Annotated in this window: 15 protein-coding genes; 9 read left to right on the top strand and 6 right to left on the bottom strand. The window is 53.3% G+C overall.

Annotated features, from left to right (window positions below; genetic code table 11):
• Both ACMAZB_RS13220 and grxD read right to left on the bottom strand, forming a co-directional pair.
• Positions 1-1,452 (bottom strand): amidohydrolase family protein, encoded by a 1,452-nt coding sequence (locus ACMAZB_RS13220; protein WP_435217804.1) that lies wholly within the window; start codon positions 1,450-1,452, stop codon positions 1-3.
• Between the two features lie 80 nt (positions 1,453-1,532).
• Positions 1,533-1,859, bottom strand: coding sequence for a Grx4 family monothiol glutaredoxin (gene grxD, locus ACMAZB_RS13225; protein ID WP_435212566.1), 327 nt, complete (start codon positions 1,857-1,859; stop codon positions 1,533-1,535).
• A gap of 166 nt (positions 1,860-2,025) precedes the next feature.
• On the opposite strand from grxD, the gene ACMAZB_RS13230 reads away from it, so the two are divergent.
• The 4 genes from ACMAZB_RS13230 (at position 2,026) to ACMAZB_RS13245 (ending at position 8,688) form a co-directional block, all read left to right on the top strand.
• Positions 2,026-3,201: an aspartate aminotransferase family protein gene (locus tag ACMAZB_RS13230; protein ID WP_435217806.1), complete on the top strand. Its 1,176-nt coding sequence runs from the start codon at positions 2,026-2,028 to the stop codon at positions 3,199-3,201.
• Positions 3,198-4,103 (top strand): ornithine carbamoyltransferase, encoded by a 906-nt coding sequence (argF, locus tag ACMAZB_RS13235; protein WP_435217808.1) that lies wholly within the window; start codon positions 3,198-3,200, stop codon positions 4,101-4,103. The genes ACMAZB_RS13230 and argF overlap by 4 nt, the downstream gene beginning before the upstream one ends.
• 397 nt (positions 4,104-4,500) lie before the next feature.
• A complete protein-coding gene (locus ACMAZB_RS13240) occupies positions 4,501-7,395 on the top strand; it encodes a ribonucleoside-diphosphate reductase subunit alpha (protein ID WP_435217810.1) in 2,895 nt (964 codons plus the stop codon).
• Positions 7,396-7,428: 33 nt separating this feature from the next.
• On the top strand, positions 7,429-8,688 hold the full coding sequence (locus tag ACMAZB_RS13245) for a ribonucleotide-diphosphate reductase subunit beta (RefSeq protein WP_435217812.1): 1,260 nt from the start codon (positions 7,429-7,431) through the stop codon (positions 8,686-8,688).
• A gap of 258 nt (positions 8,689-8,946) precedes the next feature.
• Here the strand turns inward: ACMAZB_RS13245 and dinG are convergent, their stop codons facing one another.
• Positions 8,947-11,043, bottom strand: coding sequence for an ATP-dependent DNA helicase DinG (gene dinG, locus ACMAZB_RS13250; protein ID WP_435217814.1), 2,097 nt, complete (start codon positions 11,041-11,043; stop codon positions 8,947-8,949).
• Positions 11,044-12,222 carry a 1-acyl-sn-glycerol-3-phosphate acyltransferase gene (locus tag ACMAZB_RS13255; protein WP_435217816.1) on the bottom strand — a complete coding sequence of 393 codons (1,179 nt, stop codon included), beginning with the start codon at positions 12,220-12,222 and terminating at the stop codon, positions 11,044-11,046.
• A 72-nt stretch (positions 12,223-12,294) separates the two neighbouring features.
• Here ACMAZB_RS13255 and ACMAZB_RS13260 point away from each other — a divergent pair, with 72 nt between their 5' ends.
• Both ACMAZB_RS13260 and rpsT read left to right on the top strand, forming a co-directional pair.
• Positions 12,295-12,519: a hypothetical protein gene (locus ACMAZB_RS13260; protein ID WP_435217818.1), complete on the top strand. Its 225-nt coding sequence runs from the start codon at positions 12,295-12,297 to the stop codon at positions 12,517-12,519.
• Positions 12,520-12,647: 128 nt separating this feature from the next.
• Entirely contained in the window at positions 12,648-12,917 is a 270-nt protein-coding gene (gene rpsT / locus ACMAZB_RS13265; protein ID WP_435212579.1) for a 30S ribosomal protein S20, read from the top strand.
• Positions 12,918-12,920: 3 nt separating this feature from the next.
• Here rpsT and ACMAZB_RS13270 read toward each other — a convergent pair whose 3' ends face one another.
• Complete coding sequence (locus ACMAZB_RS13270) at positions 12,921-13,199, bottom strand: polyhydroxyalkanoic acid system family protein (RefSeq protein ID WP_435212581.1); 279 nt, start codon at positions 13,197-13,199, stop codon at positions 12,921-12,923.
• Positions 13,200-13,272: 73 nt separating this feature from the next.
• Here ACMAZB_RS13270 and ACMAZB_RS13275 point away from each other — a divergent pair, with 73 nt between their 5' ends.
• Genes ACMAZB_RS13275 through ACMAZB_RS13285 form a run of 3 tightly spaced genes read left to right on the top strand, consistent with a single transcriptional unit; the run spans position 13,273 to position 16,635 of the window.
• A complete protein-coding gene (locus ACMAZB_RS13275) occupies positions 13,273-14,136 on the top strand; it encodes an Hsp33 family molecular chaperone HslO (protein WP_435217820.1) in 864 nt (287 codons plus the stop codon).
• 51 nt (positions 14,137-14,187) lie between these two features.
• Entirely contained in the window at positions 14,188-15,753 is a 1,566-nt protein-coding gene (locus tag ACMAZB_RS13280) for a phosphoenolpyruvate carboxykinase (RefSeq protein ID WP_435217822.1), read from the top strand.
• 12 nt (positions 15,754-15,765) lie between these two features.
• The gene (locus ACMAZB_RS13285) at positions 15,766-16,635 is read left to right on the top strand and encodes a sulfotransferase domain-containing protein (RefSeq protein WP_435217824.1); all 870 of its coding nucleotides are present in this window, start codon (positions 15,766-15,768) and stop codon (positions 16,633-16,635) included.
• An 89-nt stretch (positions 16,636-16,724) separates the two neighbouring features.
• On the opposite strand, the gene ACMAZB_RS13290 is transcribed toward ACMAZB_RS13285, so the two are convergent.
• A complete protein-coding gene (locus ACMAZB_RS13290) occupies positions 16,725-19,862 on the bottom strand; it encodes an efflux RND transporter permease subunit (protein WP_435217826.1) in 3,138 nt (1,045 codons plus the stop codon).
• Position 19,863: the final 1 nt, after the last annotated feature.

Below are 19,863 nucleotides of genomic sequence, written 5' to 3' on the forward strand. Positions count from 1 at the left end.
TTATTCCGCGAGCGGGGTGGTATCGAGATAACGCCCCGCAGCAGCCGATGGCACCAAAGCACCACCTTCGACCGTGATCACGCCGCCGACAATGACGTAATCAATGCCCCGCGGCGCTTGCCATGGCGAGCCGTAGTCAGCACCCGCGGCCACCTCGTCAGGATCGAAGACCACTAAATCTGCATCAGCCCCAAGGGCGACTCGTCCCTTCCGACTGAACTGTGGCGCAAAACCCTCAAGCCACTGCGCCTGTTTTAAACTGATTCGAGACAGCGCGTCGCTTAAATCCAGTATGCCCTGCTCTCTGACGTAGCGTCCCAACAGACGAGAAAAGCTGCCAGAAATATTGGGGTTAGTCATTTGCTGGGTATCAAAAGCGGGCAATGCATCGGTCGATACCATCATGTCAGGCCAGCGCAGCGCTGAATGCAGCCAAGCTTCCTTTACGTAGTGATGGTTCACCATGCCCCCGGGTTCGGTTTCGGCATAGTGCTTCCAGGTTTTTTCGGTAAGCCACTCACCCGTGGCCACCCATTGCACATCGCTGTAGTCGATAGCGAAAATCCTACGCCAGTCACGTTGACGAAAAACGTCCGCGGAGATACTCGTACCCCCAGCCAAATAACTGAGGGTTTCCGTCGTGACTGAGACTCCCCGAGCTCGGGCTGCGTCAATTTTTTTCAGCCATGTCTCGATGCCATTCATGGCGTTGTGTGTGATGTGGCAAATAAACACTGCGGAGCCGTATTGCTCAGCAAGCGCTAACACCTCATCTAGACCCGCAGTGTCTCCGGGCAAGTTGCGCCGCACGTGAACAAAAACGGGAACACTGCGCTCACCGGCCAAACTGAAAATCATGGCCAATTCATCAGCACTAACGGCATCGCGCATGTAGTCCAGCAGTAAGCCCACGCCCAACCCACCGCCATCAAGACCCGCTTCAATCTTCCGACGAATCTCAGCAATTTGAGGCGCTGTCGCTAGTTGCGTAAAAGCTGGAGAGGACATACTCCCCTGCTCACCTCGGTAAAAAAAGTAAGGCAGATCACGTCCTTCAATGACCTGAATTCTTGCCGCAAAATGCCCCACCGAAGCCCCGTAGTTAATAATGGGGCGATTTGCGACGAGGTCGCCCGCGGCCTGAGAAGGCAGAGCGCCCGCCTCCATCTCAAGCTGTGTCGTTACGCCATCGAGAACATTTCGTTGCTGTCCCAAGGGCGTCAGGGTGTGACTGTGGATGTCTATAAAACCCGGCGCCACCACGAGGCCGGTCGCATCAATCGTCTGGCTGCCTTGAAGAGGGGTTGTGCTGATTGCCACCACTCGCCCCTGCCGAATACCCACATGCCGAATGGCATCTAAACCACTTTCAGGGTTAATCACTCGACCGTTGTTGATGACAAGTGAAAACTCCCCCGCGGCACTGGCCACCGGCACTGGGGGTGCGATCATCCCCCACGCCAAAAGGAGCACTGCAATCAGTGCTCTGGGGGTGCGTGTAGCCTTGCTCAGGATAGCCTTTGCACCTGCGGCTATGCCTCCTGATCACCGGCATTGGCTTTGATCGCCTCGGCCAACTCTCCTGAGGTTTCCATCTCTGCAATAATATCGCAGCCGCCAATTAGCTCACCGTCAACCCAAAGCTGCGGGAACGTCGGCCAGTTGGCATAAATCGGCAAATTGGCACGTATTTCCGGGTTCGATAAAATATCGACATAGGCAAACCGCTCACCGACACTCGCTAAGGCCTGCACCGCTCGAGCAGAAAATCCACATTGCGGCTGGTTCGGGGAACCCTTCATATATAGAAGCACCCGATTATTGGTGACCTGCTCTTTGATCGTTTCCATAATGTCCATGCTGCCCTCCAAAGTGCAGTCATTGGGCTGCCGATGAGCCCGCTCTCAGTTAGCGGCATAGTATAACGCCGAGTGGACGCAGATACATGCCCGATCACGGCATGTTTAAACCATCCTCCGCAAACTGTAGACTTGCGCGCTCACTCAACTGACCGGTCTTAGAGCTATGTCAGCCATTATGCGCACCTACAAACAGTTTCCGGTGGCCTTTGTTCGAGGACAGGGCGCGACCCTGTGGGATGTGCAGGGCAGGCCCTTCCTCGATGGGCTGTCAGGCATTGCAGTGACAAACCTAGGCCACTGCCACCCCAGGGTGACTCAAGCCATTGAGGCGCAAGCCTCGCAGCTAGTGCACACCTCGAACCTGTTTCGGATTCCCGGCCAAGAACAGTTGGGGGCCGAACTGATATCGGCCACCGAGATGGAGTCGGTTTTTTTCTGCAATTCGGGTGCTGAAGCCAATGAAGTCGCTATCAAACTGGCCCGCCGCTACGGTCACGACCGCGACATAAAAACACCAACCATTGTCGTTTTAGATCGCGCCTTTCACGGCCGCACCCTTGGAGCCTTGGCCGCCACAGCGGGCGAAACCATGCGGCAACCTTTTGAGCCTATGGTTCCGGGATTCATACGTATTGCCCCGGAGGATTTTGAGGGGCTCAAAGCACTCGAAGCCGAGGCCAATATTGTAGCGGTGCTTGTTGAGCCCGTTCAGGGGGAAGGTGGTGTCCGGCCACTGTCTCGGGAGTACCTGCAGGCGTTGCGATCACTGTGCGACCGACAAAGCTGGCTGCTGATGTTTGACGAGGTACAAACGGGCAACGGGCGGTGTGGCGCTCTTTACGCCTACCAGCGTCTCGGCGTGACCCCCGACGTGCTGATAACGGCGAAAGGCCTGGGTAATGGCTTTCCCATTGGTGCATGCCTTGCCAAAGGGGAGGCCTCAACAGCGCTTCAGGCAGGTGACCATGGCACCACCTATGGCGGCAGTCCTCTCGCCTGTGCCGCCGCTAGTGCCGTCGTAAACACCCTCGCCAACCCTGATCTGCTCGCCAGAGCCGATGTGATTAGAGAACACATTCTGCAGGCTTTACATGGCCACCTTGCAAACCCTACGAGAGTCACAGATATCCGAGGTCTAGGACTCATGCTGGGGATCGAGGTGGCGGTGCCAGCGATGGGCTTGGTCGCCGCCGCCCTTGAACAGGGCGTTGTGATTAATGTAACTGCAGGCAACACCATAAGACTTCTGCCACCGTTGGTCATGACCAATGATGAGGCCAAACAGCTCGGTCACAGTGTGGCTGAAATTATCAATCAAGCGCCGGAGATAGCGGCATGAGCAAACCCAAACATTTTCTCACACTGAGTGATCTGACCTCTGACGAACTTAGGGGCATTATTGGTAGAGCCAACGAACTCAAAGCCCAGCAACGCGAGGGCGTCGCACACGCGCGCTACCCGGGCAAAGTATTAGCTATGTTATTTGCCAAGGCCTCTACGCGGACCCGGGTATCTTTTGAAGTGGGCATGCGTCAACTTGGTGGCAGCGCTTTGTTTCTCTCTTCAGCAGACACACAGCTGGGGCGAGGTGAGCCCGTTGAGGACACTGCTAGGGTGCTGTCATCGATGGTTGATCTCGTAATGATTCGCACCCACGATCACAGCAGCGTCGAACGGTTTGCGCAGTTTGCATCGGTGCCCGTTATCAACGGCCTGACCGATGACTACCATCCCTGCCAACTTTTGGCCGATATGCAAACTTGGTTCGAACACCGCGGTGACATTAAAGGCCGACGCGTATGCTGGCTGGGCGACGGCAACAATATGTGTCACTCCTACATTAACGCCGCACGGTTACTCGATTTCGAACTGGTGGTGGCCTGCCCCGACGGCTATCAGCCCGCCTCGCAGCTGGTGTCAGAAAATAGTGATCGCGTTCGTATTGTTCATGATGCCAAGGAGGCGGTTCAGGGTGCCGACCTACTGGTTACCGATGTCTGGGCCTCTATGGGGCAAGAGGATGAACAGAAAGAGCGCAGTGCCGCAATGGCCCCCTATCAACTGAACCGCGAGCTCCTAGCTATGGCACAGCCAGACGCCCTATACATGCACTGTCTGCCCGCTCACCGAGACGAAGAGATTTCCTCAGAACTAATGGCTGCGCCGGAAACCGTGATTTGGGACGAGGCCGAAAATCGACTGCACGCCCAGAAAGCGTTGATCGAGTTTTTACTCGGTTAAAGCCCTGTCGTTGCGCCTCGGAGGCATCCGGGGTGCACTTTTGGGCGCCCCCACTGTGCGGGTCAATAATTTGTCCCAAAAATATCAATAAAAACAGCGTCACCTATCCACACCCCTTCGATATTGAAACCTGTCAACATTGGCAGTGCTATCAATGTAAGTAAGCACTCACGTAGAACTATTTGCACAGGTTGTACACAGGTGTTCCAGCCTTTTTCTCTATTGCATTAGTCGCAACACCCGCCTATCTTGGGTTGGTCGGATCTCGTTACCCCTACATATTGGGTCTAGGCCGCGCTTAGGCGTTGGCGGCGAATGGGCGGAAAACGGCACAACCAACGCGAGCGGCGACCAGACCCCAGCGTAGATTTATATATTTTGACGAGGCCAAAATAAGATGCAAACAGGCACAGAAACCGGAACCTCAACGCTGGCTGGCGGCACAGCCCCAGTTACAGGATCAGAAAACACCCAATCAGGGCGACTTCAAGCCACCGCACCGGGCCAACTGAGGGTCATCAAGCGCAACGGCACTGTAACCAGCTTCGAAGACAGTAAAATATCGGTAGCCATTACCAAGGCTTTTTTAGCGGTCGAGGGCGGCACTGCAGCCGCGAGTAGTCGCATCCACGAGACCGTGGCAAAACTGACCGAGAATGTCATTACAACTTTCAAGCGGCGCATGCCTTCGGGCGGCACCATTCATATAGAAGACATACAAGATCAGGTGGAATTAGCCCTGATGCGAGCAGGGGAACACAAAATAGCGCGGGATTACGTTATCTATCGGGAAGAGCGCGCTCGTGACCGCGCAGCGAAAGCAGCGTTATCACCTGAATCCCAAGCCGCAGCCAGTGGCATTAACGTGGTAATGCCCAATGGCAGCCGCGAACCCCTAGACATAGAACGGGTGCGCACCATCGTATCCGAGGCCTGCGCTGATCTGGTCGACGTCAGCGAGTCCGCTATCATCGACGAAGCACTGCGAAATCTGTACGACGGCGTAACAGCAGAGGAAGTCAGCACATCGCTGGTCATTACGGCTCGAACCATGATCGAGCAAGATCCCAACTACAGCTATGTCGCAGCCCGGCTGCTACTCGACAACTTGCGAGCAGAGTCTTTGGATTACTTGGGCGTGGCGAAAAGTGCAACCCAGAAAGATATGCAGGCGCTCTACAGTGAAGCACTGAATGCTTTTATCAGCCAGGGTGTGACCCTAGAACTCTTATCTCCTGAGCTTCTAGAGTTCGATATCGCAGCCTTGGGACAAGCGCTGCTGCCAGAACGCGACCTCCAATTTAGCTACCTAGGGTTACAAACACTTTACGACCGCTATTTTATCCACGCGGACGAAGTGCGTATCGAGCTACCCCAAGTATTTTTCATGCGGGTTGCCATGGGTTTATCGATTCGTGAAGACGACCCGAATGCACGAGCCATTGAGTTCTATCAGCTCTTGTCATCCTTCGACTACATGAGCTCCACACCCACACTGTTTAACTCGGGAACCTTGCGGTCACAGTTGTCGTCTTGCTATCTCACCACCGTCCCCGATGATTTATTCGGCATTTACGGCGCTATTCAAGACAACGCCATGCTATCCAAGTTCGCTGGCGGACTCGGAAATGACTGGACCCCAGTGAGGGCGTTGGGCTCTTACATCAAGGGCACCAACGGAAAAAGTCAGGGCATTGTGCCGTTCTTGAAGGTAGTGAACGACACTGCCGTCGCTGTTAATCAAGGGGGCAAGCGGAAGGGCGCGGTATGCGCTTATTTGGAGACTTGGCACCTCGACATAGAAGAGTTCCTAGAGCTTCGCAAAAACACCGGGGACGACCGCCGTCGTACCCACGATATGAATACAGCCAACTGGATTCCTGACCTTTTCATGAAGCGGGTGTTTGAGGATGGCGATTGGACCCTGTTTTCACCCAACGACGTGCCTGACCTGCATGATCTGTACGGTAAGGCGTTCGAGGAGCGCTATGCCCAGTACGAGGCTATGGCCGCGACTGGCGAAATTCGAGTGCACAAAACCCTTAAAGCTCAAGCCGTATGGCGAAAAATGCTGGGCATGATTTTTGAAACAGGTCACCCATGGATGACTTTCAAAGACCCATGCAACGTGAGGTCTCCACAGCAGCACGTCGGCGTGGTCCACTCTTCTAACTTGTGCACAGAGATCACTTTGAACACCAGCGCAGACGAAATAGCGGTCTGTAATTTGGGGTCAGTGAACCTGCCGCAACACATAGAAGACGGGAAGCTCAACCTAAAGAAGCTGCGTGCCACAGTACGAACAGCGATACGCATGCTCGACAACGTGATCGATATCAACTACTACTCGGTGCCACAGGCTGAGCAATCGAATATGCGGCATCGCCCCATTGGATTGGGCGTCATGGGCTTCCAAGACGCACTGTATAAGATCGACGTTTCCTACGCCTCTGAAGGCGCTGTCAGCTTTGCCGACCAGTCTATGGAGGCCGTAAGTTACTTCGCTATCGAGGCGTCGAGCGAATTGGCCGCAGAGCGTGGGGCGTACTCAAGTTATGAAGGGTCGCTCTGGAGCCAAGGTATTTTCCCACTCGACTCCCTAGACATGTTGGTGGAGCAACGCGGGGCCGAATATATAGAAGTAAACCGTGATATGACGTTTGATTGGCCCGAACTCAAGGGTCGCGTAGCCCAACATGGCATGCGCAATTCAAACTGTATGGCGATTGCACCTACGGCCACTATCGCCAATATCACGGGCGTGTCGCAGTCTATCGAACCCACTTATCAAAATTTGTATGTCAAATCTAACCTATCGGGCGAGTTCACTGTTGTGAACCCCTACCTGGTTAGAGACCTCAAAGAGCGCGATTTGTGGGATAAAGTCATGGTTAACGACCTCAAATATTTTGACGGCTCGGTACAGTCCATTGACCGCATCCCTGATGACTTGAAAGCTAAATACTCTACGGCTTTTGAAGTTGAACCAAGATGGCTTGTCGACAGTGCCAGCCGACGTCAAAAGTGGATTGACCAAGCTCAATCTTTGAATCTTTACATCAATAACGCCAGCGGTAAAAAGCTAGACGTCACTTACAGAATGGCTTGGTACAGCGGTCTGAAGACCACCTACTACCTCCGCAGCCTCGCTGCTACCGGCACTGAAAAGTCGACGGTTGAGTCTGGAAAACTTAACGCTGTGGCCTCGGGTGCCGCAGAAGCAGCACCACAACCCGCACCCGTACCGCAGGCTTGCTCTCTGGACGACCCAGATTGTGAAGCCTGTCAATAATCTCAAACCACGTTGAACTGAGGAGACAATACGATGCTCAGCTGGGAAGAATACAATACCGAAGAAGCCATCATTCCTGCTGCACCAGTAGTGCAGCCAGAGGTGAAAGCAGAACCCGTCGTTGAAACACCAGAACCAGTAACGACTGACTACAAACAAGGCGTAGCCGCTGATGCAGAAGCAGCTGCAATCATGGCCGACAACGTCAAAAAGGCCAAAGGTTCTATCGACCAGATCGATATTGCACCTGGCCTAGAAGAACTGGAAATGGGCGCGGCCCGAGTCAGTGTCGACGAAAAGGCAATGATTAACTGCCGAGCAGACCTCAACCAGTTGGTACCCTTCAAGTACGACTGGGCTTGGCAAAAATACATTGATGGCTGCGCTAATCACTGGATGCCCCAAGAAATCAATATGACTGCAGACGTTGCAACTTGGAAAGCCCCCGACGGCCTTTCCGACGACGAGCGTCGAATCGTTATGCGTTCTTTGGGATATTTTTCAACCGCCGACTCCCTGGTAGCTAACAATCTAGTACTTGCTATTTACAGGCTGATAACCAACCCAGAGTGCCGTCAGTACTTGCTGAGACAGGCTTTTGAAGAAGCTATTCACACCCATGCTTATCAATATTGCATTGAGTCACTAGGCATGGACGAAGGTGAAGTCTTCAACATGTATCGTGAAGTCCCCTCAGTTGCTGCCAAAGCAACTTGGAGCCTCGGCAAAACACAGAGCCTGTCGGATCCTAACTTCCGTACCGGCACGGTAGAGACCGATCAAGAGCTGCTGCGTAATCTCATCGGATTCTACTGCGTGACCGAAGGTATCTTTTTCTATTGTGGCTTTACTCAAATTCTGTCCATGGGTCGTCGCAATAAGATGACGGGAGTCGCCGAACAGTTTCAGTACATCCTGCGGGATGAGTCAATGCATCTCAATTTCGGTATCGATGTCATTAATCAGATCAAGCTGGAGAACCCCTTACTCTGGACGCCCGAGTTCCAGCAGGAAGTGATTCAAATGATTCTGGAAGGTACGGAGCTCGAAATCGCGTACGCTAGAGATACTATGCCCAGAGGTGTTTTGGGTATGAATGCGGCCATGATGGAAGAGTATTTGCAGTTCATCTGTAATCGCCGTCTGATCCAGGTAGGTCTACCAGAACAGTTTCCGGGAGCCCAAAATCCGTTTCCTTGGATGTCTGAGATTATGGATCTGCGAAAAGAAAAGAACTTCTTTGAAACACGGGTTATTGAGTATCAAACAGGAGGTGCTCTGACCTGGGATTAAAGGTCCAAAAACTCTCCGACAGCGAGAGTGCAGACTATCAAAACCCCCTCGAACATGACTCAGGGGGTTTTTTTATGGGCGTTGGTTTCTGAACTCAGTGATTCGATGGTGGGTTGAACATCAAAAGGACTTGGAAGACCAACCGGCTCAACCAAGCACCCAAGTCAATGTCACCCCTCTCCCACCGAGGCCAACCTGCAAACATCACCGGATAGCCATTACAGGCTGCGGTGACCCACAGTGGATATCTAAGAACCCTCATCCAGTGGGTGGCAGTTCAAACCGATAACGCGGCAGTGAATCTAAAATGGCCCTACCGTAACGGCGGGTCAATAAACGCCGGTCAAGCAGAGTAATGCGGCCATGATCCTCCTCAGTACGCAGTAAACGGCCGCTGGCTTGCACGAGGCGAAGTGCGGCATCTGGCACGCTGATTTCCATAAAGGCATTGCGCCCTAGAGCCTCAAGCAACTCAGCATGAGCGGCTTCCCTGGGATTATCTGGAACAGAGAACGGGAGTTTGGCAATGACAACGTGGTCGCAATAAGTTCCCGGTAGATCGATACCCTCGGCGAAACTCGCCAGTCCCATTATTAGGCTGCGCCGCCCCTCATCGATATTTTCACGGTGCCGTTCCAGCAACCTTGATTTGCTTAGACTGTCCTGAACTAGGACTTCGTGATCAAGCGTCCCTGACACGCCAGTGACCACCGCCTCCATCTGACGGCGCGAACTGAAGAGCATGAGAACCCCCGCGTCACTGCTAATCAAATCTGGTAGCAAAGCGATAATTTCTTCCGTGTGAATCTCGCTATCGCTAGGGTCACTGGTTAGTTGAGGAATGGCGAAAACACCCTGTTGCGCATCAAAAGGACTTTCAACGCGTTTATACAGAGCGTCATTGGGCAAACCGGTCATAGACCGCAAACGATCAAAACTACCCAAAGCAGACAAGGTCGCCGATGTCATGACAACCCCCGCTGCTCGGGACCACAGGTGCTGATGCAACAAATCTCGCGCTAGCACTGGACTCGCCATGAACACCACACCATCACCATTGCGCGACGCCGCTTTTAACCAGCGAGCCCAGGGCTCATCTAAATCAGGTAACTCTGCATCTTTATAGGAATGCCATAGCTCTAACTGGCCTTCTGCTCTAGCCACCATGGCCTGAACACTGCCTAGCCAGACATCCACCGTGTCACGCAGCTGCACCTCGGCTTCTTCTCGCCGGTTGTCTAATGACACTTCAACTCGTTGTGCCAGATCGAGCTGCCGACGCCAAACGTTAACGAGCCCCACCGCGTGCTCACGGAGTGCATCAGGGATAATTCCCTGAGGAAATCGATATTCGTCTGACTGATCAGCGTGCTGTTCGAGAAAAGTTTCTCCCCAAACCGCAACATCATCGTTTAATTGCGTCAGGTCGGCCAATACCGATTGCAGTTCGTCCAGGAGGCCAACCTGGCCGATGAACTCTGACAGTGGTTCGTGTTGTGCCGTCAACCACTGAGCGGTTTCTCGTAACGCCTGGCGTGTTGAGGGGCTGCGAGAAAGCAACGTGAACTGATCCAGACATTTACCGGCCAGTTGATGCCCTTCATCAAATATGAAAATGCAGTCCTCCGGGGGTGGCAAAATAGCGCCACCACCAAATTTGAGGTCAGCAAGCACTAAATTATGATTGGCAACCACCACGTCGGCCTCCTGAAGGCCTTCTCGCGCCTTAAAAAAAGGGCATTGCTGCACGAAACCACAACGACGGCCGCTGCATTGAACCGCGTCAGTGGTGACAATTCGGCGTATCGAATCCTCAACAGCACCGGGCCAACGATCCAGGTCACCGTCCCAGCTGTTGCCCGCCATGGCTTCAACCATTGACTCCATGACCGGCGTGGCGTCTTCGATCGCCAAATCAGCAACCTCATCGGGATACAGCGGAATTAAAGCCGGCACGATGGCGCCAGCGAGGTGGTTATCAATCTTTTGCAGGCAGACGTAGCGCCCCCGACCTTTGGCAAGGCTCACCTTAAAGTCGAGGCCGCTGTGGTTGAGAATATCGGGGAGGTCGCGATAAATCAGTTGCTCTTGCAGAGCCACCGTAGCGGTAGCGATCACCAGTGTTTTATCCCTCGCACTCGCCACGGGTAAAGCAGCGACAGTGTAGGCGATGGTTTTTCCTGTGCCTGTACCGGCCTCGACAACCGCAATAGGTTGGGGCAGATCGGGGTCGCCTAGAGCATTCGCGACTTCGGCGATCATCTGACGTTGCCCCCAGCGAGGCTTTAAATCTCGCTGGCCGATCAGCGTTTGGTAGGCGTCACGAATACGAGCCTTAATAGCGTCAGGCAGCAATCAGAGCTCTCCGAGGGCACGACGCAGTGGATTGGCGTACATGGCCAACGCCAAAGATCTGTGCGACGCTGGCATGGCATTGATCCGAGCATCAAATTCATCGCGAGAAATGGTGCCAGGATATATGCTCACCTCAGGCACTGTTTGTGTCTGCTCTAGGCGCTGCCAGGCCCAGAGTGCTGTTTCAAAGAGTCGATACTTGCATCGGATGTGCGCATCAATAGCATTCACGACGTCACCCACATCTAATTGCTCTGTGGAGACCGGCGCACCAAAACTCAAATGAACGCATCCCTTCTGGCCTGTAATGCCTTGGCCAATCGACAGAACATCTTCCTGCTCTGACTTTACGTACCCCTCCCCTGCAGCTAGCTCAGCGGCCTTGGCCGCATCGCACGGGTCTAACTCATAGGCGATGGCCACAGGTACGATTTTTAAAATTGGCAGAACATCGGCAATCATTTCAGTCTGACGGTCTCTAGCTAAGGACAACATTTTAATCACTGCAGGTTCAGTACTATCGATCCCGTCTTTCGCTCGGCCTTCCCGCTGTGCGATCCAAACAGGGCCCTGATTCTGGGTAACCATTGCGCGTATAAAGCCGGCCAGTTGCCGTGAGGCTGCCAATAACTCTCTGGGGCCAGAAAGCGTGCGCTTGACGATGAAGCTCTTATTAAGGCGCATCAAATCCGCGACCCAGCGCTCTTTCAAAAGATTATCACCGATCGCAATTGCCAAAGTTCGATGACCTGCATCATGCAAAATATGGTTCGTTAGCGCAGGATCCATAGTAATGTCGCGGTGATTACTGATGAACAGCCAAGATTCGGTTGGGTTAAGTGACTCTAAACCATCGGAGCTAAGGCGCACGGTTCGGGTCACCATATTGGCCAACAGCGGCCTTAACTGCATTTGTACCGCGTCGACCGTCGTAAGAGGTCTGAGTCGCCGGCTTAGCCACATTTTCACGAGAGCACGGGCGAGCGTGGGCAAAAATCGGTACACAGGCCCCAACTTCCACTCAGCCAGCGTATTGATCAGGCCGGGCTCACTTCGAAGCCTCAGTAAAACATCCGCTACTTCATTATCGCGATACGGGCGAATATCCAAATAGGGATCATTGACCTCTTTCATTGTTATTGTGGTGCCCTTTTGTCGATGGCGTACTTCTTTTGGCATTCTACCCTGCCCCAAAGCCGTCGGTTTCTGATAATCTCCGTCGCCGTTGACCTAGACTTCCGAGAAATCGAAATGGACGCTTCAAGCGCACTTTTAATGACCCTAGGGGCGGCAGCCCTTTTAATCAGTTGGATTCTGTTACTCATCGTCTCCTGGAAGGATGACTACGCCTGGGGTCTAGTTTCGCTGCTTTTACCCCCCGCCGGCTACACTTACGGCTTATTTCGCCTCGATAAAGCAGGACAGAGCGTTCTTTTGGCGGTTTTAGGCTGGGCACTCGTCTATTTGGGTTGGTAATGTTTGCTGAGGCCCGCCCGTACCGTGGGAAGAAGTGCTCAGCATTACCGCCAAATCCACATTGACAGCCGCCCCCGGTTTGCGGACAATTCGCCGCTCTTTTTCTGACCCTTCCCTGGAGAGTCCCTTTGGCCAATTCACCACAAGCCCGCAAGCGCGCCCGTCAAAACGATAAGCGTCGGGCCCGTAATTCCAGTCTTCGTTCACTGGTTCGCACGAAGATCAAGCACGTGATCGCTGCAATTGGCACGGGAGACTTTGATGCGTCTACCGCTGCTTATGCCGAAGCGGTTCCAGTCATCGATAAAATGGTGACCAAGGGCATTATTGAGAAAAATAAAGCAGCACGACATAAAAGCCGATTAAACGCCAAAGTTAAGGCTTTAGCTGCAGCATGACCTCTAAGGCGCGGCTAGCCGCGCCTCTAAGTGCTCGTGAATGGCTTTTTCAAGCTGCCCCTTGAAGGGCCTCGCTAACAATCCCAAACTGATATAGCCCTTGGCTAATCCGGGCGATATCGACACGGTGCCTTTGTAGCCACGCCCAGAAAAAGTCAGTTGGTCGTCCTCAATGGCCACATCTGCGCCAATATCCTGCAGATAGGCCGACAGGTCGTCCAATGCGGCAGCGCGCTCCTGATCAGACAAGTGGTGCCGTCTGGTAATATCAATTTTGCTCATTTCTTCTCCGGTAATTCGATCTTGCTCTCACCCACCCGTTGGAATCTTCCGTGCCTAGCCCTAACCTACTTGTATGAACCTATACGATTCTAGCCTGAGATTTCTATTTGATGAGGCCGATATCCGTGGCGAATGCGTTGTGCTCGATAACGCCATTGGTGAGATGACTTCGGTTCATCACTACAGCGACAGCATCAAGCAGCTATTAGGCGAATTTGCTGCAGCAGCAGTCCTCATCAGCAACAACCTTAAATATAACGGCAAGATAGTACTGCAAGCGCGGGCCAGTGGTCCTGTAGAACTCGTTATGGTCGAATGTACCAACGATCTAAAACTTCGCGGCATCGCTAGAGGTCATCTCGATGCTGAAGCAACAACGCCACTGAATCTGTTAAGCGATGGGCAACTCGCCATCACAATAGAGCGTGACGGCGGGCAGCGGTATCAAGGGATTGTTGCTCTGGAGTCCCCCACTCTCGCGGGGGCTCTCGAGAGTTACTTCCTGCAAAGCGAGCAACTGCACACACGCTTTTGGCTAACCGCGCAACAAGGACGCGCGGCGGGGATGATGCTTCAACAACTGCCTGCACAGCTACAGCAGCACGCCGCTGCGCGGCAGGATCAGTGGGAAACGGCGTGCATTCTCGCCGAGACAATCACCCCCGATGAATTGGTTGAACTCCCTCCAGCCACGTTAGTACACCGCCTATTTAATGAGACACCCGTTCGCCTGTTCACGCCAGCCACAGTCACTTTTAGCTGCTCCTGCTCTAGGGAGCGCAGTCTTAATGCACTCGCACTGCTGCCCGAGGCCGAGCAAGTCGACCTGCTTGCCGATGAGGGCGCGATTACCCTCCACTGCGATATGTGCGGGACCGATTATCGCTTCGTCCAATCAGACATTCTGGCGCTCGCAGAAAATGGGCGCGTGCATTAGACTGATCACCCTGAAAATTTGCTCCCAAACAGACAGCCACGGATTTCGAAGATGAGCCAAGACAGCAACGCCAACAATCCCCAGAAACACAGCGACCTTCCCCCTTCAAAGCTTATTGAACTAGCCTTAGCACGCGGCGAAGGCACGCTTTCGGATACCGGCGCGCTGCGCGTGGAAACCGGCGCCAGAACCGGGCGCTCTCCCGCAGACCGATTTGTAGTCAAAGAGGTGTCCTCACAGGATGACATTGACTGGGGCTCGGTCAACAAAGCCTTTGAAAGCGACCGATTCGACGCGCTTTGGGCGCGTGTTAAAGCGTTTGCCAGTGAGACGACTACGTTCGTTCAACACCTGCATGTTGGAGAGCACAGCGAGCACTATCTACCTGTTCGCGCCACAACAACAACGGCTTGGCAGTCACTTTTCGCAAGAAATATGTTTATTCGCCCCGACACCTACAACCCCACCAACAAGCCTGAGTGGAAGATTCTCAATGTCCCGGGCTTTGTCTGCGACCCTCTACGGGACGGCACAAATTCTGAAGCCACGGTCATCGTCAATTTCGGTCAGCGTAAAGTGCTTATTGCAGGCATGCGATACGCAGGAGAAATGAAAAAGGCCATGTTTTCGGTGCAAAACTTCTTGCTGCCGGAAAAAGATGTCATGCCGATGCATTGTTCAGCTAACGTGGGAGAGGATGGCCAAACCACACTATTCTTCGGGCTATCTGGAACCGGTAAAACGACACTTTCTGCTGATCCATCACGCTATTTAATCGGTGATGATGAGCACGGGTGGGCTAAGGGTGCCGTGTTCAACATTGAAGGTGGCTGCTACGCCAAGACCATCAATCTGAGCCAGAAGAACGAACCTATTATCTGGGATGCCATTCGCTTTGGCGCTATCGTGGAAAACGTGGTTTTAAATGAGCAACGTCACGCTGACTACAACGACACCAGTCTTTCAGAGAATGGTCGCTGCTGCTATCCGTTAGAGCATGTGGTGCGCCGCGTGCCACAAAACAGTGGCGGCGAGCCCAAGTGCGTAATCTTCCTCACCTGTGACGTCTCAGGGGTATTACCTCCGATCTCGATTTTGTCCAAGGAAGCGGCTGCCTTTCACTTTCTGTCGGGCTATACCGCCCGGGTTGGCTCTACTGAAGTCGGTGCAGCTGCTGGCATCCACCCCACGTTTTCCACCTGTTTCGGCGCCCCGTTCATGCCCCGTCCCGCTGGGGATTATGCAGAATTGCTAATGAAGCGCATTGAAGATTTCGGCAGCCAAGTTTACCTGGTCAATACGGGCTGGGCTGGTGGCTCAGGTGGTGCTGAAGGCCGGGGCTCAAGGTTCCCGATCCCCGTCACGCGAGCCGTGGTCAATGCCGCGCAAAGCGGCTGTCTAATAGACGGAGAGACCCAGCACCTCGACACCCTCAACCTTACATTTCCTAGCGTTATTCCCGGGGTAGACGAAAAGTACATCAACCCAAAGGCGGGCTGGGGTGACGATGACGCCTACGAAGTTCAAGCAAAAAAATTAGCGGCCCTCTTCCAAGACAATATCAATAACTTTGATGTCAGCGACGCCATTATTGCCGCAGGCCCCAAAGCACCCTGAAGCGGTGAGTCTTTGGCAGGTACAGCGGCGCTGCGCGGGAATCTTGTCTTACCAACAGACACTGCGCCGCCACTTGCCATGACCGAGGGCCAGGAAGAGAAAAGCGACGTCAATCCGCTACAGACGCAGTCAGCGCCCAACGTAACAAAACAGCTGACTCGTCTGCGCCTTGAACCCAGCTCCAGAGATTTTTACATTTGTGAATTTCCCAAGTCGGGCGTGACCTTTCTCACCGTTCTAATTGCAAACGCGCTGCTTATTGCCAACGGGTACAGAGCTAGGGCCACTTTTGCCTCAGTCCGCAATTATATTGCTGACCTGTGTGTTGGCGAGCAAGTCACATCCCACACCTTCCAAGACCCGCCGACCAGATTTTATAAAATACACTCGGTATTTTCGCCTCAGTTTATCCATAGCCTTTACCTTGTTAGGCATCCGGTCGATGTCATGGCCAGTAATCTACGCTACGCCATTGGCAGGGGCTGGTGGCAATCCGATAATACTGAGGACTTCTTGGATCATCCCATACTGGGCATAGAAGCGTGGAAGCGGCACGTTCAGGGGTGGCTGGTAGATAATAGCTTTGCATCAGATGTAATTTTTATCCATCTCTTGCGCTACGAAGATCTGGTTGCAAACAGCGAGAAGGAGTTGCGTGCCATAGACGCAAACTTTGGGTGGCAATTGCCCGAAGACGCCATCACTGGGGCAGTGGAAGCTGCCTCAAGAGAGAATATGCGTATTCAAGAAGCAACTTACCGCCAGCACAACCCCAATCATCAATTTGAATTTGTTTCTCCGTCCGGGTCTGAGGTGGCGCCCGGCTTTCGCCAGCGAATTATGACTTGCTGCGACAAAGAACTGCAGCTGCTGGGTTATTGAGTTATCGCCCAACGCCCAGTAAGCAGGGCCGTAGAATCCAGCCTCGTAGCTTCACACCACGCTACGTTAATGAAACCCTAGCGCGACGCTCAATGCGCTGTCGTAACGACCGAAGAATCAGTGGCTGTAGAGACTTTGCCTCCCCCCAGCAGTCGCTTTAGCAAACCCGTTACATCATCTCCAACCAAATACAACGCTGGAACCAAAACAAGGGTCACGCCGGTGGCAAATAAAACGCCAAATGCCAAGGATGTGACCATGGGAATCAAAAACTGAGCCTGAACGCTTGTCTCAGACATGATAGGCAGCAGCCCCACGAATGTGGTCAAAGACGTCAGAATGATGGGGCGAAACCGATCCTCTGCCCCTTGCAACAACGCATCCCAAAGTTCGTAGCCTTGCTCGCGCAAGTGGTTAATACGATCAATAAGCACTAGATTGTCGTTGACCACAACGCCAGCGCAGGCAATAACACCCATCATGGAAAAGATACTGACTTCCCAGTCGAGCAAGGCGTGACCGAAGATGGCGCCCATGATGCCAAACGGGATGGCGGTCAATACCAAAAAGGGCTGCCAATAGGATTTGAAAGCAATCGCCATAAGGCCAAAGATGACCAGCATGGCCAGCCCCATGAACATCAGCATAGCGCTCTTAAATTCGGTCTCTTCCTGAAGTTCTCCGTCTAAATTCAGCTCCAAGCCCGGGTACTCTTGCTGCCACAAAGGCAGTTTATTGACGACAATACCGTCCACCACCGCACGAGGGCTGGCACCATCGGCCCGAACGTCCGCGCCAATCTCTAAGGTGCGCATGCGGTTTAAACGCTCTAACTTCTGATACCCCGGTTCAATGCGATATGTTGCCACGACCCCAAACGGCACCTCCTTGCCGGTAGGTGTGCGAATGTACATTTCGTCGAGGTTAGCTAGTGAACGCCGCTCGCTCTCGGGATAACGAACCATGACCTTAACGTCCTCACGACCCCTTGGAATACGTTGCGCCTCTGCACCATAAAACGCCTGCCGAACCTGCTTCGCGACACTCGCCAGCGTCACGCCCAACGCCTCCGCTGCAGGCTTAAGGTCTAGCACCACCTCATCCCGGGGTGAATCAAAGCTATCGCTGACATCGAAAACGCCCGGATAAGCGAGCAAAGCCGCTCGTACTCTGGGTGCCAAATCTTCCAAATCTTGTGTGTCACGCGACGCGAACAGCAGTTTAATCTGCTTGCCCGGATCTTGAATGGTAAAGTCCATTCGAATTTCTTTCGCTTGGGGCACCGGACCTACGAGGTCGCGAAACTCCAGAGCAAGCTGTTCTGTATCGACGCTCTCTGACACCGTACCAATCTCAATATTAATTTTATTGTCATTGGTGGTCGCCGAGACATGGCTGATAGCAGGCGTCACGAAAAATTCGGGGCGCGCATTCCAATCTGACTTTAAAACTTGCGCCGCCGCGACCATGCGATCTCGCAACGCCACGGCATCGGAATAAGGTCCGCCCTCAGGCATTTCAACTGAGGCTACAACATAATCACTATTTACCTTTGGAAAAAACGCTGAGCGCACCCAACCACCACCGTAGAGCGCAATGCTCATGGAGAAGGCGACCAAGAAGACACCCGCCGCCGCGTAGTGGTGACTCAAGGCCCAACGAAGAAACGGTCTGTAGCGATACCTCGCAAACCAAACCATGCCTGATGCACAAGCCTGCCTCCAAGCTGCAAGGCGCTGCATGACTCGTGTTTTAGGTTCTTTTTCAGGGCCTAAATGCGCCAAGTGTGCAGGCAAAATCAGCAGACATTCGACCAGAGAAAATGCGAGGGCAAGGAGCACAACAACGGGAATCGATCGCGCAGCCGTTGACCAATCTCCGGGGAGTAGCAGCATGGGCACAAAGAAAATCATGGTACTGATAACAGCGAACATCACCGGTTTAAAAACGCCCCTGACACCTAGCAGTGCACCGACGTGACCCCGTTCGCCGCGTGCTTGGTGAGTGTGAATGGACTCCCCTACGATAATGGCGTCGTCAACCACAATTCCAAGGACTAGGAGAAAGGCAAACAGGGAAATCATGTTGAGACTTATCCCGGTGAACTGCAGCATGAACAGGGTTCCCAGAAAGGCTACGGCGATTCCACTACCCACCCAAAATGCCAACTTAGGCCTCAAAAACAACACCAAGACCGCCGCCACTAACAGCAAACCACCGATACCGTTTTCCAGGAGTGTTGTCACCCGCCCGCGAAAAGGCTTAGAAATGTCCCTCCAAATGGTTAGGTTAACCCCCGGCGGCAAGCTGAGCTGCTGCTCAGCCACCCAATCTTTGACGACTTGATTAGTTTTGAGCACATCCGGGTTGGAGGTCACATAGACTCGAAGCCCCAACGCGGGACTGTCGTCGAAAGTGACATTGAGATCTAAATCCACAAAGCCGTCTTCGATAATGGCCACGTCACCCAGAAGCAATTCCGTCCCGTCTGTTTGCGTCAGTAGTGTGATGCGCTCAAAATCTGCTCTGCCGTATGCTTGGCCGCGAGTTTGTACCCGAACATCACCTTCCTGAGTTTTTATCGCGCCTGCGGGAAGGTTGAGGGAGGTCCCCTGAATCGCCGCAACCACCTGATCAAAAGTAAGCCCGTACCGCCGCAGCATGGTCTCAGAGATATTGATGGAAACTTCATAGGGTCGCGCCGTAATGAGATCGACCATAGACACCCACGGCTGTCTGGCGAGGTCATCCCTTAAAGATTCACCCAACTCTTTGAGCTCGTATTCGTCTAAGTCCCCCGCAAGCTGTACCACCGTCATCAAATGGCGATAGGTAATTTCGGTGACAATGGGTCGCTCTGCATCAGCGGGGAAGCTATTGATGGCATCAACCCGCGTCTTAATATCAGAGGTCAATCGCTGCATGGGATAATTCTGCGTGGCCTCAACCATCACCGTGCCAAGCCCCTGTACCGCCGTCGAGCGAATTTCCTTGATGCCGTTTAAATCGTGTATCGCCTCTTCAATACGGACCGAAATTTGCTCTTCCACCTCCGCAGGACCCGCACCAGGAAATGGCATTGTTACGCTCACCTGGTTGATTTGAGCGGTAGGAAAAAACTGCTTATCGAGGCTAGGGGTCGTCAGGACACCGCCAATGATCAAAAGCAGCATCAGCAGGTTGGCGGCGATAGGGTTTTTGATCATCCAGCTCAAAGGACCGTGCATA

This window comes from Luminiphilus sp. nBUS_07, from assembly GCF_051201685.1.
Classification (GTDB): Bacteria; Pseudomonadota; Gammaproteobacteria; order Pseudomonadales; family Halieaceae; genus Luminiphilus.